This is a genomic window from Arthrobacter sp. Y3221160 (assembly GCF_059092585.1).
The window spans coordinates 2780764-2797035 of record NZ_JBNHHU010000001.1; the positions used below are offsets into that span (position 1 = coordinate 2780764).

Consider the following 16272-nt stretch of genomic DNA (forward strand, 5'->3'; position numbering starts at 1 on the left):
ACCGTTGTGGCCCGTCACGCCAAGAGCCTTTCCCCTGAGCGTCCGACGCGCCAGGCCCGGCTTTCGCGTGCCTTCCCGCTCGGCGTGAGCGACGCCGCCCCGGGCCTGCCGCCGATTCCCGGCGCGGTCAACGTGGCGGTCTTCGCCCCCGACTTCGGTTCGGTGGACGTGCACTTTCAGGACGCGGCGGGCGCCTGGCGGCGCGTCGAGCTGACGGCGCTCACCGACGGCGTCCACCACGGCACGGTCGAGGGACTCGAGGCCGGCAGCCGGTACGCCTTCTGGCCCCACGGCGAGGAACTGCCGGCGTCCGGGCAGCTGCTGCTGGACCCCTACGGCCGCGCCATCGACGACGACGGCGGTGTGCTGCGCTCGGTGTACGTCACCGGCGGCTTCGACTGGGGGAACGACGCCCGGCCGCACGTGCCGTGGCGGGACACCGTGGTGTACGAGTGCCACGTGAAGGGCCAGACCATGCTGCACCCGGACATCCCGGAGGAACTGCGCGGCACCTACGCCGGGCTGGCGCACCCGGTGATGGTCGAGTACCTGCTGGAGCTGGGGATCACCACGGTGGAGCTGCTGCCGGTGCACTACCACCTGGACGAACCACACCTGCAAAACCTGGGCCTGGCCAACTACTGGGGCTACAACACGCTCGGCTTCTTCGCCCTCTGGCCGGGCTACGCCACCGCCGCGGCGCAGGCCGCCGGACCGCGGGCCGTGCAGGACGAGTTCCGCACCATGGTCAAGCAGTTGCACGCCGCCGGACTCGAGGTGGTCCTGGACGTGGTTTACAACCACACGGCCGAGGGCGGCAAGGACCAGGACACGTATTCCTTCCGGGGGCTGGCGGACCACGTGTACTACCGGCACGACGGCAACGGGAATTACCTGGACACCACCGGCTGCGGCAACACCATGGACTTCAACGAGCCGCGCGTGATCCAGCTGGCCCTCGACTCGCTCCGCTACTGGGTGGAAGAGTTCCACATCGACGGGTTCCGCTTCGACCTGGCGGTGTCCCTGGCCCGCGACGGAAACAACCATTTCAATCCCCGCCATCCGTTCCTGGTGGCCGTGGGCGCCGACTCGGTGCTGTCCGGGGCAAAGCTCATCTCGGAACCGTGGGACGTCGGCGACGGCGGCTGGCAGACGGGGCACTTCCCGCCGGGCTGGGCCGACTGGAACGACCGCTTCCGCGACACCGTCCGCGATTTCTGGCTGGCGGACCAGGCCGCGTTGGCGGGCGGCGGGCAGGCCGGGACTGTGGCGCGGCTGGCAGATTGCCTGGCCGGCTCCACCGAGCTGTTCGCCGGTTCCGGCCGCACCGCGCTGGCCTCGCTGAATTTCGTGACCGCCCACGACGGCTTCACCCTTGCCGACCTGACGGCGTACAACCGCAAGCACAACGAAAACAACGGCGAAGAAAACCGCGACGGCCACGACCATAACCGCAGCTACAACCACGGCGTCGAGGGGCACACGGGGGACGGCCGGGTCCTCGACGCCCGGGACCGGAGCGCGCGTAACCTGATGGCTACCCTGTTGCTGTCGCTCGGGGTGCCCATGATCTGCGCCGGCGACGAGATCGGCCGCAGCCAGCAGGGAAATAACAACGCATACTGCCAGGACAACGAGCTGGCCTGGACCAATTGGCAGCTGGACGAGCGCGAACACCGGATGTTCGATGCCACCCGCCGGCTTATCCAGATCCGCCGGTCCTTTCTGGCGCACCAGCCGTATAACTACCCGGCACGGGCGGACAGTTCCTACCTGCTCTGGTTCAACGCCGACGGCGAACCGATGACTCCGGACGACTGGAACAACCCGGACTGCCGCCTGGTCCAGCTGCTGATGGGATCGCCGCAGGGTGTGATCGATGGTCTGCTGGTGATCAACGGGGCGTGCCAGCCGCAGAAAATCGTGATGCCGGCCCCGCACGCGCTGCAGGACTTCGGCAAGCACCGCGGCGGGAACCACGTGTTCGAACTGCTCTACACCACCTCGCATTCCGAGGAGCAGCGGCGCGGCGCCAAGGTCCGCAGCGGCGAGAAGGACATAGTGGCCGCCAACAGCCTCTCCGTCTACCGCTCCTGACTTAACGCAGCCGACGCCGGGAAGGCCCTCAAAGCCTTCCCGGCGCCGGCATGCCGGCCGTTAGCCGGCGTGCACCCAGGGGTCAGATCTGCCGGGGCTCCTCCTGGACGTTGCCGCGGGCCTCTTGGGCCCGTGCCTTCACGTCCTCGGCGGCGGACGCTCCTTCGGACTTCACCCTGCCCGCCGAGTCCTGGGCCGAGGACTTCAGGTCTTCGGCTGCCTCGCGGGCCGGCTCCTTCATGTCCTGGGCCACCTGGCGGGCGGAGTCCTTGACTTCCTGCACCACCGGTTCGGCCTGTTCCTTGACCTTGTCGGCTGCCTGCTGCTCCACCCGGCTGGCCGGGAACAGCGAGGACAGCAGCCAGCCGGCGCCGAACGCGATCAGGCCGGCCGCCACCGGGTTGCCCTCGGTCTTGCGGGCAAGCTGGTGCGGGGCGTCGCTGGCCATCTCGCCGGCGTCGTGCATCATGGAGCGGGTGCCGCCGGTGGCGTCGTCAGCCGCGCCCATGATCTTCTCCTTGACGCGGCCCACGGAATCCTTCACTTTGTCCGTCTGCCGGTGGACGATGTTCGACGGCGACGCTTTTTCCGCCACGGCGTCCACATCCGTGCCCAGCCGGGCGCGGGTACGTTCGATGTCGGCTCGGATTTCTTCGGGTGACTGGCTCATAGCGCTTCCTCACTTGGCTTCAATGTTTCCGGAATCTGCTTCACTGACTCGGTGGTCCGGGGCATGCCTTCGACCGTCTTCAGCTGCTTGCGGCCAACCGAATACAGAATGGCCGCGATGATGGCCCAGATGACTGCCACAATCAGGCCGGACCAGGCCCACCCGACCCCGCCGGCGATGAGCGCCCACAGGGCCAGGGACAGGAACAGGAGGACGAAGTGGCCGGCCACGCCGGCTCCGCCCAGCAGGCCCGCGCCCTTGCCGGCTTTGGTGCCGGTCTCCTTGAGTTCGGCCTTGGCCAGCTCCACCTCCTGGCGCATCAGGACGGAGATGTCCTTGCTGACCTGGCTGAGCAGATCGCCCAAGGATTCGTTCTCGGCCTTGATTTCCGCTCGCGTTGGCTCGGCGCCATCCTGGCCGGGCACGCGTTGATTGCTCGGGCCCGGCATTTGCTGGTGACTCATCGAGTCCCTCCGTCCTCATAGGGGTTCCGCTCCGGGATCGCGGTGCCGCGGCCACCGACGGGCGGTTCGCCCACAGGGTAGGTGGTTTCGGGCTGTGCCGGGGCGCCGCCGAGGGCGGAACCCGTCTGCGCTCCCGGCGCCGCGAAGCCGGCGGCGCTTTGGGCCTCATAGCTGCCCGTTCCTGCCGTGTCGTAGACGGAACCGGTGGTTGCACGGTGCGTGCCCACGCTCCTGCCGGTCATGGAGCCGCTGCCTGCTCCGCTGTCGGCGGTCAGGCCCTTGGTCAGGCGCCCGGCCAAGACGCCGGCCCCCGCCGCGATCGCCAGGAAGGCTCCGGGCCGCCGGCGGGCAAAACGCTTGACCTCGTCCAGCAGGGATCCCGGGTCGCGGTTCTCGAGCCATCCTGCGACTGAGTCGGCCCGGCCCGCCACCTGGCTGACCAGTTGAGTCGCCGGTCCGGACTGTTCCGAGTTGCGGGCCATGGAGTTTAGCTCCTCCCCGATGGACCGCAGCCCCGAAGCCACGCGTTGCTGCTGCGTGTTGGCCTGGCCGCGGACACCGTCGCCCAGTTCGGACATCAGGTTGCGGGCCTTGTCTTTGGCTTCGTACGCCACCTGCTTTGCCTCGTCCTTGGCCGTCTGCGCAACGTGCTGGCCGGCTTCGGCCCCTTCGCGCCCTACTTCCCGTGCCTCGGTCTTGGCGGTTTCGCTCCTGGACTGGCCGGTTGAGGGCGGGTTCGACGGCGGCGGTACGGCCGTGCCACCTGTGGGGTAAACGGGAGCGCCCTCGTCGTAACTGCCGGAATGTGGATTCGTGGTCATGGCAATTCCTTTTCCTAGTCGGGTTCTTCCTGTCAGTCCTGATCTTGGTCAGCTATGCTCACGGGATTCCTCGTGGGAACGCGCGTGCTCGCGGCGCAGATCGCGCCCCCGTGCAATGTCCTCCTCTTCCTTCTCGGCATTCTTCTCGATCTTGCGGTTATCGCGGACCGGAAGCTGGATGTTTTCTTCGGCGGCCATGCCGGCCTGCAGTTCGCGGCCGCGTTCGGTCTCGGCATCGAACTCTGCGCCGAACAGCAGGGCGAGGTTGGCCAGCCAGAACCACAGCAGCAGGACGATCACCCCGCCGATGGCTCCGTAGGTCGCGTTGTAGTTGCCGAAGTTGGCTACGTAGAAGGCGAAGCCCAAGGTCGCCAGGGCCAGCACGATCAGCGCGACCAGGGCGCCCAGGCTCATCCAGCGGAACTTCGGCTGCTTCACGTTAGGCGTCGCGTAGTACAACACGGCCACGATCACCACGGCGAAGATGACGACGACCGGCCACTTGGCGATGTTCCAGGCGGTCACTGCCGCCTCGCCGAGTCCGATCACCGAGCCGATCGCCTCCGCCACCGGGCCGGACACGACCAGCATCAGCAGCGTCAGGACGGCCAACAGCAGCACCACGAGGGTCACCAACAGCATCATCGGGCGGAGCACCCAAAACGGGCGGCCTTCTTCGACCTCGTAGATCCTGTTCATGGCCCGGCCGAAGGCGGTGACATAACCGGATGCCGACCAGATCGCGCCTACGAGGCCGACGACGAACGCCAGCCCGGCTCCCTGGGAAGTGGCGAGCTGCTGGATCGGCTGGCGGATGACATCAACGGCCTGGCCGGGTGCTACCTGCCCCAGCATGTTCATCATGGCGTTGGTGGTTTGTTCCGCCTGCCCTACCAAGCCCAGGATGGAAACCAGCGCCAGCAGGCCGGGGAACAGGGACAGCACCGCGTAGTACGTGAGCGCCGCCGCAAGATCGGTGCAGTTGTCGTCGGAGAACTCCCGAATGGTCTTGCGGAGGATGTACTTCCACGAAGACTTTTTTACTTGCTGCGGTTGCTGCGGCTTGTCCCCGTGGTCCGGCGGTGGTGCCTCCCGCTCGGTACTCGTGCCCATGTTCGCCTCCTTCGTAGTCCATTCGGACGGAACACCCTCATGCTATTAGTCAGCATGCTGATAATAAAGGGGTGAGTCACACAGAAGGACGTACGAAGCAGCACATTTCCGCTCTAATCCGGCATGAAACGGGGGGTCCCGGCCGATTTAAAGAAACTGTCGGATAGCTACGTTTCAGCCGTTCTGTTGCCACTCGCGCCCGCCGCCCGGGCGGGCGACGGGCGAGCGGCAACGGGCGCTGCCCGTGGATCAGCCGGTGGCGTTGGACACCAGTCCGAGTTCGGCATGGTTTGCCAGCGCCGGGTGTTTGGGCAGCACCCGCACGCTGTACCCGAACGACCCGGATCGGTCGATGGTGACCGGGCCGGTGAAGAGATAGCGGCCATCGCCCAGCTGTTCGGCGAGGGCAAGTTCGTCACTGGAGGTCTGGGCGAGGTCGTCGTTTTCGGTGACCTGGCCATGCACCACCTGGACGGTGACGCTGTCCGGCGCCAGCGAGCCGAGCCGGACATAGGCATTGACCGTCAGCGATTCGCCGATCTGCGGCTCGTCCGTGATGCCGAGCGAGTCCACGTGCTCCACCGACACGTCGGCCCAGGCCGCATGCACACGGCTGGTCCACGCCGCCAGTTCCTTCGCCGCCGCAAAATCGTCGGCCCGGGCCGTCCGGCCGGATGCCCAGGCGGGACGGTACAGCTGCTCCACATAGTCATGCAGCATCCGTTCGGCGGAAACCGCCGGACCCAGATTGGCCAGCGTGTGCTTGATCATGGCGATCCACTGGTGCGGGACGGCATCGTCGGCTATCGGCTGGGACGGGCCGGCCGCCCCCGCGCCCTCGGAGACCTCGGCGGCATAGAAGCGGGGCGCCACGTGGTGCTCGATCAGGTCGTAGAGCGCGGCTGCTTCGATATCGTCCCGATCGTCCGCGCTGAACATGTCCGCGGTCCCTGCATCGGTGGACGGGTTCGCCGTCGGGATCGCCCAGCCGTTGTCGCCGTCGTACATCTCGTCCCACCAGCCGTCCAACACGGAGAGGTTCAGCCCGCCGTTGATGGCTGCCTTCATGCCGGACGTCCCGCAGGCTTCCAGCGGGCGCAGGGGGTTGTTCAGCCACACGTCGCAGCCCGGGAACAGCGTGCGGGCCATGGCGATGTCGTAGTTGGGCAGGAACACGATCCGGTGCCGGACCTCCGGGTCGTCGGTGAAGCGGACCAGATCCTGGATCATCCGCTTGCCCTGTTCGTCCGCAGGGTGGGACTTGCCGGCGATGACCAGCTGGATGGGCCGTTTCGGGTGCAGGAGCAGCGCCTTGAGCCGGGCCGGGTCGCGCAGCATCAGGGTCAGCCGCTTGTAGGTCGGCACCCGGCGGGCGAAACCGATGGTCAACACGTCCGGGTCCAGCACGGCGTCGGTCCACGCCAGCTCCGCGTCCGCGGCCCCGCGCTTCTTCCAGGCGGCCCGCAGCCGGCGGCGGACATCCTCGATCAGGGCCGTCCGCAGGCTTCGGCGCAGCGCCCAGATGTCCTCGTCGGACACGTCGTAGACCCGGTCCCACTGGCGGGCGATCACCGGCTCGTCGCCGAACGCCGACCGCGCGTACTCGGCGATCCGCGGGTCCACCCAGGTCGGCACGTGCACGCCGTTGGTCACCGAGGTGATCGGCACTTCCTCCTGGTCGAAGCCCGGCCAGAGCCCGGAGAACATGCCGCGGGAGACCACACCGTGCAGCTTGGCCACACCGTTGGCCCGCTGCGCCAGCCGCAGGCCCATCACGGCCATGTTGAACTTGGACGGATCTCCGCCGTCGTAATTCTCGTCGCCGAGTTCCAGGATCTTCGCGGTGGGCACGTCCGGGGCGAGGCCGGCGCTGAAGAAATGCTGGATCTGCGCCTTGTCGAACCGGTCGATGCCCGCGGGCACCGGCGTGTGCGTGGTGAACACGGTGTTGGCGCGGCCGGCGGCCAAGGCCTCGTCCCACGTCAGCCCGGCGGCCGCCAGCTCCTGGATGCGTTCGATGCCCAGGAAGCCCGCGTGCCCTTCGTTCGTGTGGAAGACCTCCGGCGCCGGGGCGCCCGTGAGCCGCTGGTGGATGCGCAGCGCCTTCACGCCGCCCATGCCCAGCAGCAGTTCCTGCTGCAGGCGGTGGTCGCCGCCCCCGCCGTAGAGCCGGTCGGTGATGCCGCGGGCGGCCTCGTCGTTGCCCGGGATGTTGGAGTCCAGCAGCAGCAGCGGCACCCGGCCCACGTCGGCGCGCCAGATGTAGGCGCCGAGCCTGCGGCCGTTCGGCAGCGGCAGCGTGACCTGGGCCGGCTGCCCGTCCGGCTCGCGCAGCAGCGTCAGCGGCAGGCCGTCCGGGTCCAGGACGGGGTACGTCTCCTGCTGCCATGCGTCGCGGCTCAGCGACTGCTTAAAGTAGCCGGCGGCGTAGAGCAGGCCCACGCCCACCAGCGGCACGCCCAGGTCGGACGCGGCCTTCAGGTGGTCGCCGGCCAGGATGCCCAGGCCGCCGGAGTACTGCGGGAGCACATGGGAGATGCCGTACTCGGGGGAGAAGTAGGCGATCGACGCCGGTGCGTCCGCTCCCAGCGTCTGGTACCAGCGGTCCTCGGTCAGGTACTGCTCCAGGTCGGCGTCCAGTTCCCGCACCCGCGCGACGACGTCCCGATCGTCGGCCAGCGCCCGCAGCCGTTCGCGGGTGAACGAGCCGAGCAGGGCGACGGGATCCTGGCGCACCTCGGACCAGGCCTGAGGATCCAGTTGTTCAAAGAGTTGCTGGGTGGGCCGGTGCCAGGACCAGCGGAGGTTGCCGGCCAAGCGGGCCAAGGGAGCAATGCTCTCGGGGAGGACAGTTCGGACAGTAAATCTGCGGATTGCCTTCACCCGGCCTAGGCTAGCGCAGATCCCCTGCGCCGTTGATGGCCGGCGGGTGAATGCGCGTCGAACTGGCCGTCAACCCGGTCGCAGGGCGTGGGGATCCTTCGCAATCGGGAAGGAATCTCGCTAACGTCTGTCTTGTGACGACTTCGATGCAGGAGCAGAGTACGACCCAGCCAGCCCCCCGCCTGAAGTTCGGCCGGATCCCGGTGGTCGACGTCTGGCCCGTGGTCGGCGGCGGCGAGTTTCCGGCCAAGGCGATACCGGGCGAAGACCTGGAGGTAGCCGCCACCGTCTTCCGCGAGGGGCACGACAAGATCGGCGCGACCGCGGTGCTGTTCGACCCGGACGGCCGGCCCGTCCAGCGGGCAAGGCTGACGCCCGGCGCGCCCGGCACCGACCGCTGGCATGGGACCCTCCGGCCCACCGGCACCGGCCTCTGGACCTTCCACGTGGAAGGCTGGGGAGACAATTACGCCACCTGGCGGCACAACGCCGAGGTGAAGATTGCCGCCGGCGTGGACGTGGACCTCATGCTGGCCGAGGGCCGGCTGCTGCTGGAGCAGGCCGCGGGCCAGGGCGGGCGGCCGGACGGCAACGCGCAGGTGCTGCGCGACGCCGCCGCCGCGCTCGCCGACGGATCGCTCACCGTGCATGAACGTTTGGCCGCAGGAACCTCGGACGCCGTGCTGGACGCCGTGAACAGCCATCCGATCCGCAGCCTGGTGAGCCCCTCGAAGCGGTACCCCATTTTGGTGGAGCGTGAACGGGCCGGCCGCGGCGCCTGGTACGAATTCTTCCCGCGCTCCGAGGGCGCGCATTACGACCCGGCGAACGGGCGCTGGACCTCCGGCGACTTCACGACGGCGGCCGAGCGGCTTCCGGCCGTCGCGGCCATGGGCTTCGACGTGGTGTACCTGCCGCCCATCCATCCGATCGGCGAGGTCAACCGCAAGGGACCGAACAACACGCTGACCGCCGGACCCGGCGACCCGGGATCGCCGTGGGCCATCGGATCCAAGGACGGCGGGCATGACGCCATCCACCCCGACCTGGGCGGATTCGAGCAGTTCGACGCCTTCGTGGCCGCCGCCGAGGCGCTCGGCATGGAGGTGGCCCTGGACCTGGCGCTGCAGGCCGCCCCGGACCACCCGTGGGCCACCGAGCATCCCGAATGGTTCACCACGCGGGCCGACGGCACGATTGCCTACGCCGAGAACCCGCCGAAGAAGTACCAGGACATCTATCCGCTGAACTTCGATAACGACCCGCGCGGCCTGTCCGAAGAGGTCCTGCGGATCGTGAAGCTGTGGATTTCGCACGGCGTGAAGATTTTCCGGGTGGACAACCCGCACACCAAGCCCCTGTGGTTCTGGGAATGGCTGATCGGCACGGTGAACCGCGAGCACCCTGAGGTGGTGTTCCTGGCCGAGGCCTTCACCCGGCCGGCCATGATGCACGCGCTGGGCCGCGCGGGCTTCCAGCAGTCCTACAGCTATTTCACCTGGCGCAACACCAAGGAAGAGATCGAGGAGTACTTCACCGAGATCAGCCACGAGACGGCGCCGTTCTTCCGGCCGAACTTCTTCGTCAACACCCCGGACATCCTCACCGAGTACCTGCAGTACGGCGGCCCCGCCGGGTTCAAGGTCCGGGCCGTGCTGGCGGCCACGGCCAGCCCGCTCTGGGGCGTCTACGCCGGCTACGAACTCTACGAGCACGTGGCCCGGCCGGGCGCCGAGGAATACATCGACAACGAAAAGTACGAATACAAGGTTCGCGACTTCGCCGCCGCGGAGGCCGAAGGGCGCTCGCTCGCCCCGTACCTGACCCGGCTCAATTCCATCCGGCGTGCCCACCCGGCGCTGGGCGACCTGGGCAACCTCACCGTGCACCGCAGCACCGACCCGGCCACGGTGGTGTACTCCAAGCACAAGGCGCACCTGCCCGAAAGCCACGGCGGCGGGCGGGACACGATCATCGTCGTCGTCAACGTGGACCCGCACAGCGCGCGCGAATCGACGGTCTCGCTGGACCTGGCGGCGCTGGGGCTGCGGGAGGAGGACCTTAACGACGACGGCACGTTCTGGGTCGATGACCTGCTCAGCGGGCAGAGCTGGCGCTGGGGCGAACACAACTACGTGCGGCTGGACGCACACGTGGAACCCGCCCACATCCTGCACGTCCGAAGGAACCGCTGATGGCCGGCCCCTTCCAGCTGCACGCTCCGGGGCTGACGCATGACCCCCACTGGTACCGCAAGGCAGTGTTCTACGAGGTGCTGTTGCGGGGCTTCGCCGACTCCAACGGGGACGGATCGGGCGACTTCTCCGGGCTGATCGACAAGCTCGACTACCTGCAGTGGCTGGGCGTCGACTGCCTGTGGATCCCGCCGTTCTTCAAGTCCCCGCTGCGGGACGGCGGGTACGACGTCGCGGACTACTTCGACGTGCTGGACGAGTTCGGCACCATCGGCGACTTCAAACGCCTGGTCGCCGAGGCCCACGCCCGCGGCGTCCGGGTGATCATCGACCTGCCGATAAACCACACGTCGGACAAGCACGACTGGTTCGAGCAGTCCCGGCGGGACCCGGAGGGGCCGTACGGAGACTTCTATGTCTGGTCCGACACGGACGAGAAATACCAGGACGCGCGGATCATCTTCGTGGACAGCGAGGATTCGAACTGGGCGTTCGACCCGATCCGCCGGCAGTTCTACTGGCACCGCTTCTTCAGCCACCAGCCGGACCTGAACTTCGAGAACCCCAAGGTGATCGAGGCTTTGTTCGACGTCGTGCGCTTCTGGCTGGACCAGGGGATTGACGGTTTCCGCGCGGACGCCATCCCGTACCTGTTCGAGGAAGACGGGACCAACTGCGAGAACCTGCCCGCAACGCACGCCTTCCTGCAGGACCTGCGCGCACTGGTGGACACGGAATACCCCGGCCGCGTGATCATCGCCGAAGCCAACCAGCTGCCACACGAGGTGGTGGAATACTTCGGCCAGCCGGACGGCGACGGCGGGTTGCGCCCCGAATGCCACATGGCCTTCCACTTCCCGATCATGCCGCGGCTGTATTACGCGCTCCGGGACCAGAAGGCCGCCCCGATCATCGCCACCATGGAGCAGACTCCGGCGATCCCGGCCGGGGCCCAGTGGGGAACGTTCCTGCGCAACCACGACGAACTGACGCTGGAAATGGTCACCCGCGAAGAACGTGAGGCGATGTTCGGCTGGTACGCGCCGGATTCCCGGATGCGGTCCAACATCGGAATCCGCCGCCGGCTGGCCCCGCTGCTGGACAACTCGCGCGCCGAGATCGAACTGATTCACGCGTTGCTGCTGTCGCTGCCGGGCAGCCCGTTCCTGTATTACGGGGACGAGATCGGCATGGGCGACAACATCTGGCTCGAAGACCGCGATGCCTCCCGCACCCCGATGCAGTGGAACCCCGACCGCAACGCCGGCTTCTCCACCGCGGACCCCGGCAAACTGTACCTGCCGGTGGTGCAGTCGCTGGTCTATCACTACAACTACGTCAACGTCGAGGCGCAGCTGGCGCACAACAGTTCGCTGCTGCACTGGGTGCGCCAGATGCTGGCCGTGCGCAAGGCCCATCCCGCCTTCGGCCTGGGCACCTACCGGAACGTGCCGGTGGACTCCGAATCTGTGCTGGCCTTTCTGCGCGAATTGCCGGAGGACAATCCGGAAGGCCTGGAGAAAGAGGTGCTGCTGTGCGTGTTCAACCTGTCGCAGCACCCCGTGGCGGCACCGCTGCGGCTGCCCGAATTTGCCGGCCGGGGGCTGCGCGACACGTTCGGAGGCGTCCCCTTCCCTGCCTTTGACGACGCCGGCCAGCTCACGCTGACGCTGGGCAGCCACGACTTTTTCTGGTTGCGGCTGCGTTCGGCCGCGTCCAACCCCGCATCTCCACAGACCGAGACACTCCCAGTCATCAGACCCGCGACTGAAGGAACAGAGGTGGCATCACATGCCTGATTTCACGCCGAGCCTGCCCGAACTGCTGCACCAGTGGCTCCCCGCCCAGCGTTGGTTCCCCGCCAAGGGCCAAGAGTCGGTCCTGCGCCGGCTGGGCGGCATCCGCTTGCCGGACCCGGCCGGGGCAGTGGGACTGGAAGTGCACATCGTGGCCGTGCACACTGCCGACGCCGTCCACGTGGTCAACGTGCCGCTGAGCTACCGCCGGGAGCCCCTGGCCGGCGGGGAGGCGGCCCTGCTCGGGCGCGTGCAGCAGGGCGCCGAGGACACGTGGGCGGCAACCCGCGAAGAGGGCGAGACCGTTGGGCCGGACAAGCCGGCGGGCGGTACCGCGGGGGCGGCCGGCGGCGCCGCGGGCGGTACTGCGGGCGGTCCCGAAGAGCGCTGGATTTACGACGGCGCCCACGACCCGGTGTTCGTGGCCGCCTGGCTGGAACTGATGCGGCGGCAGTCGGTGACGGGCGACGGGCATACCCGCGGCCACGCCGGGGCCGGATTCGATTCCTGGCCGGAGTTCACCACCGGGCTGCAGGCCTCCGTGCTGCTGGGTGAGCAGTCGAACACCTCGGTGGTGGTCCAGTCCGACCAGGGTCCGCTGATCGTGAAGTTCTTCCGCGTGCTGGAAGCCGGCACCAATCCGGACGTCGAGGTCGGTGTGCTGCTCACGGAGGCCGGGTGCCGCGAAGTCCCGGTCACGTACGGCTGGGTGACCGGCGGCTGGCTGACTCCCGGACAGGACAACGACGGCGGCGACCGCCTCTGGGACACCGGACACCTGAGCGTGCTGCGGGAATTCATTCCGGACAGCCAGGATGCGTGGCGCACCGCGTCGGGCTCCGCCCTGGACGGCACGGACTTCAGCTCCCAGGCCCGCGAGCTCGGCGCCGTCACCGGACGGATCCACCGCAGCCTGCGCGACGCGGCCGGCGCCTCCCCGGCGGACGCCAAGGCCGTCGAGGCGTTCAAGGCAGCGCTGGCGGAACGGATCCGCTGGGGCTGGGCCCAGGCCGGGGCGTCCGTGGGGCCCCTGGACGACGCGGTGCAGGAACTGCTGGACCGGCTGGATGAGGTGACTGAGCTTCCTCAGCTGCAGCGGATTCACGGCGATTACCACCTGGGCCAGGTGCTGTTCTCGGCACAGCGGGGCTGGGTAGTGCTTGATTTCGAGGGCGAACCGCTGCGGCCCATGGGCGACCGCGGCACCGACGACGTGCCGCTGCGCGATGTGGTGGGCATGCTCCGCTCGTTCGATTACGCCGCCGGCGTTGCCCGGCTCGCGGAGCCCGACGATGCGGTTGGCGCCGCCGCCGACAACTGGGCGGCGCAGGCCAGCTCCGCCTTCCTGGACGGCTACCGGGAGGGGACAGGCGAGCCGGTGGACACGTCCTCCACGCTCTTCCGCGCGCTGCTCCTGGACAAGGCCCTCTATGAAGTGGTGTACGAACAGCGCAACCGCCCGCGCTGGGTACAGGTGCCGGTCCGCGGCGTACGCGAGGCCCTGGCACCACTGGCGGGCACCGGCACCGGGCCCGGAAGCGGCCGGACGTCTGCCGCAGTCGGCGCAGCGGCGCCGGTAGCTCCCGCCTTCGCGGGTGCGTCCGCGGCCGGAACTTCCGTCCCCGCAACTTCCCGCGCGGCCAACACTTCCGGCGCGGCCAACACTTCCGGCGCGGCCGGCACCCCCGGACCGGCATCGCCGTCGGGCAGCCGCTCCGGCACCCCGGTGCGTGTCGAGCCGGAGGTGCTCTCCGCCGTCGCGCACGGGTCCTACCACCAGCCGCACGCAGTGCTCGGTGCCCACCTGGACGACCATGGACACGTCACCGTCCGCACCCGGCGTCCGCTGGCCGACTCCGTCACGGTGATCACGCCGTCACTGCGCGTGCCGATGGAACACGAGCACGAGGGCATCTGGGTGGCGGTCTTCCCGGCCGATGATCCGGGTCGCGTCCCGGATTACCGCCTCGAGGTGGCGTACGACGGCGGTGCTCCCGCCATCAGCGACGATCCGTACCACTACCTGCCCAGCCTGGGCGAAATCGACCTGCACCTGATCGGCGAGGGCCGGCACGAGACCCTGTGGACCGCGCTCGGTTCCCACGTGCGCCGCTACAACTCCGCGCTGGGCGACACATCCGGGGCCAGCTTCGCCGTCTGGGCGCCGAATGCCCGGGCGGTCCGGGTCAAGGGCGACTTCAACCACTGGGACGGCGCCCGGCACGCGATGCGTTCGATGGGCGGATCCGGCGTGTGGGAGCTGTTCATCCCCGGCGTCGAGGCCGGTGCCGTCTACAAGTACGAGCTGCTGGGCCAGGACGGCCAGTGGCGGGAGAAGGCCGACCCGATGGCCCGCTGGACCGAGGTCCCGCCGTTGACCGGGTCCCGCGTGGTCGAATCGCACTACCGCTTCGGCGACCAGGAATGGATGGAGCGGCGTGCCGCCCGCGACCCGCACAACGGGCCGATGAGCGTGTACGAGGTGCACCTGGGGTCGTGGCGGCTGGGGCTGGACTACCGGCAGCTGGCCGACCAGCTCGCCGAATACGTCAACTGGCAGGGCTTCACGCACGTGGAGTTCATGCCGGTGGCCGAGCACCCGTTCGGCGGATCCTGGGGCTACCAGGTCACCTCTTATTACGCGCCGACCTCGCGCTTCGGGCACCCCGACGACTTCAAGTACCTCGTGGACAGGCTGCACCAGGCCGGCATCGGAGTCCTTTTGGACTGGGTCCCGGCACACTTCCCCAAGGACGAGTGGGCGCTGGCCCGGTTCGACGGCCAGCCGTTGTATGAACACGGCGACCCCCGGCTGGGCGAACACCCGGACTGGGGCACGCTGATCTTTGACTTCGGCCGCCGCGAGGTGCGGAACTTCCTGGTCGCCAACGCGCTGTACTGGCTGGAGGAGTTCCACATCGACGGACTCCGGGTGGACGCGGTGGCCTCCATGCTGTACCTCGACTACTCGCGCAATGACGGGGAGTGGGTCCCCAACATCCATGGCGGCCGCGAAAACCTGGAGGCCATTTCCTTCCTGCAGGAAGTCAACGCCACCGCGTACAAGCGGGTGCCGGGCATCGTCATGATCGCGGAAGAGTCCACCGCTTTCGACGGCGTGACCCGCCCGACCAGCGCGGGGGGCCTCGGCTTCGGCCTGAAGTGGAACATGGGCTGGATGCACGACACGCTCGAGTACATCGCCGAGGACCCGGTCAACCGGATGTACCACCACGGCAAGGCCACCTTCTCGATGGTCTATGCCTACACGGAGAACTTCCTGCTGCCGATCAGCCATGACGAGGTGGTCCACGGCAAGGGGTCGATGCTGCGCAAGATGCCCGGCGACCGCTGGCAGCAGCTGGCCAACCTGCGCGCCTACCTGGCCTTCCAATGGGCGCACCCGGGCAAGCAGCTGATCTTCATGGGTACCGAATTCGGCCAGGAGTCGGAATGGTCGGAGCAGCACGGGCTGGACTGGTGGCTCTCCGAGAACGTTCCGCACAAGGGCCTGCAGCACCTGGTCCGCAACCTCAACGGGATCTACCGTTCCACGCCGGCCCTGTACGAGCGCGACAATGAGCCGGCCGGCTTCCAGTGGATCGACGAGAACGACGGCGCGCACAACACGCTGTCCTTCATCCGCTGGGACCAGCACGGAAACCCGCTCGTCTGCGTGGCCAACTTCTCGGGGGCCCCGCACGAAGGGTTCCGGCTGGGGATGCCGTGGGCGGGCGAATGGGACGAGGCCCTGAATACCGATTCCGCCGAATACGGCGGATCCGGAGTGGTCAACGCAGGTGCGGTCACCGCCGTGGAAGGCGGCTGGAAGGGCAGCCCCGCTTCTGCGACGCTCCGGGTGCCGCCGCTGGGCGTGGTGTACCTGAAGCCGGCTGCCGGTGGCCCGGCCCGGGTGGAGGAACGATGAACGGCAGCGGAATTTACATCCGCGCCGACCGGTGCTAGAGTTTAAAGCCGCGCAGGGCGGTAAGGCCGCCTCGCCGAACCGGCCGAAGGCAGTTGCCAACGGGCGGAGCGGGACCGGGCGGTTTGACAAGAACTGCCGGCGCGGGTAAGTTAGAAAAGTTGCTCCGGAGCGATGGAGGGCCTGAGAGGGTCGTCCTGGTGCCGGGTGCTCCTGTTGTTTGAGAACTCAATAGTGTGCCAAGTTTGTTGATACCAATTATTTATTGGTTGAAAGTGCCGTGGCGTGCCGCCCCTGTGGTGTGT

General features: G+C 68.2%; 9 protein-coding genes. 4 read left to right on the forward strand and 5 right to left on the reverse strand.

Features of this window, described 5'->3' with window-relative positions:
* The first annotated feature begins 6 nt into the window (after positions 1–6).
* Positions 7–2100 carry a glycogen debranching protein GlgX gene (glgX, locus tag AC5RWG_RS12955; protein ID WP_494024622.1) on the forward strand — a complete coding sequence of 698 codons (2094 nt, stop codon included), beginning with the start codon at positions 7–9 and terminating at the stop codon, positions 2098–2100.
* 82 nt (positions 2101–2182) lie between these two features.
* On the opposite strand, the gene AC5RWG_RS12960 is transcribed toward glgX, so the two are convergent.
* From AC5RWG_RS12960 to glgP, 5 genes are all read right to left on the reverse strand, one after another.
* A complete protein-coding gene (locus tag AC5RWG_RS12960; protein WP_494002330.1) occupies positions 2183–2770 on the reverse strand; it encodes a DUF3618 domain-containing protein in 588 nt (195 codons plus the stop codon).
* A complete protein-coding gene (locus AC5RWG_RS12965; protein ID WP_494002359.1) occupies positions 2767–3219 on the reverse strand; it encodes a phage holin family protein in 453 nt (150 codons plus the stop codon). Before AC5RWG_RS12965 ends, AC5RWG_RS12960 begins: the two co-directional genes overlap by 4 nt.
* 11 nt (positions 3220–3230) lie before the next feature.
* Positions 3231–4055 carry a hypothetical protein gene (locus AC5RWG_RS12970; protein ID WP_494002331.1) on the reverse strand — a complete coding sequence of 275 codons (825 nt, stop codon included), beginning with the start codon at positions 4053–4055 and terminating at the stop codon, positions 3231–3233.
* Positions 4056–4103: 48 nt separating this feature from the next.
* Positions 4104–5168, reverse strand: coding sequence for a YihY/virulence factor BrkB family protein (locus AC5RWG_RS12975; protein ID WP_494167078.1), 1065 nt, complete (start codon positions 5166–5168; stop codon positions 4104–4106).
* Between the two features lie 249 nt (positions 5169–5417).
* On the reverse strand, positions 5418–8051 hold the full coding sequence (gene glgP, locus AC5RWG_RS12980) for an alpha-glucan family phosphorylase (protein WP_494014726.1): 2634 nt from the start codon (positions 8049–8051) through the stop codon (positions 5418–5420).
* A 146-nt stretch (positions 8052–8197) separates the two neighbouring features.
* Between glgP and AC5RWG_RS12985 the strand changes: the two genes are divergently transcribed.
* The 3 genes from AC5RWG_RS12985 to glgB are packed head-to-tail and all read left to right on the forward strand — an operon-like array spanning position 8198 to position 15970.
* Positions 8198–10246 carry an alpha-1,4-glucan--maltose-1-phosphate maltosyltransferase gene (locus AC5RWG_RS12985; protein WP_494157572.1) on the forward strand — a complete coding sequence of 683 codons (2049 nt, stop codon included), beginning with the start codon at positions 8198–8200 and terminating at the stop codon, positions 10244–10246.
* Positions 10246–12045, forward strand: a complete 1800-nt coding sequence (gene treS / locus AC5RWG_RS12990) for a maltose alpha-D-glucosyltransferase (protein ID WP_494002334.1) — start codon at positions 10246–10248, stop codon at positions 12043–12045. The genes AC5RWG_RS12985 and treS overlap by 1 nt, the downstream gene beginning before the upstream one ends.
* Positions 12038–15970 (forward strand): 1,4-alpha-glucan branching protein GlgB, encoded by a 3933-nt coding sequence (gene glgB, locus AC5RWG_RS12995; RefSeq protein WP_494139615.1) that lies wholly within the window; start codon positions 12038–12040, stop codon positions 15968–15970. The genes treS and glgB overlap by 8 nt, the downstream gene beginning before the upstream one ends.
* The last annotated feature ends 302 nt before the right edge of the window (positions 15971–16272 follow it).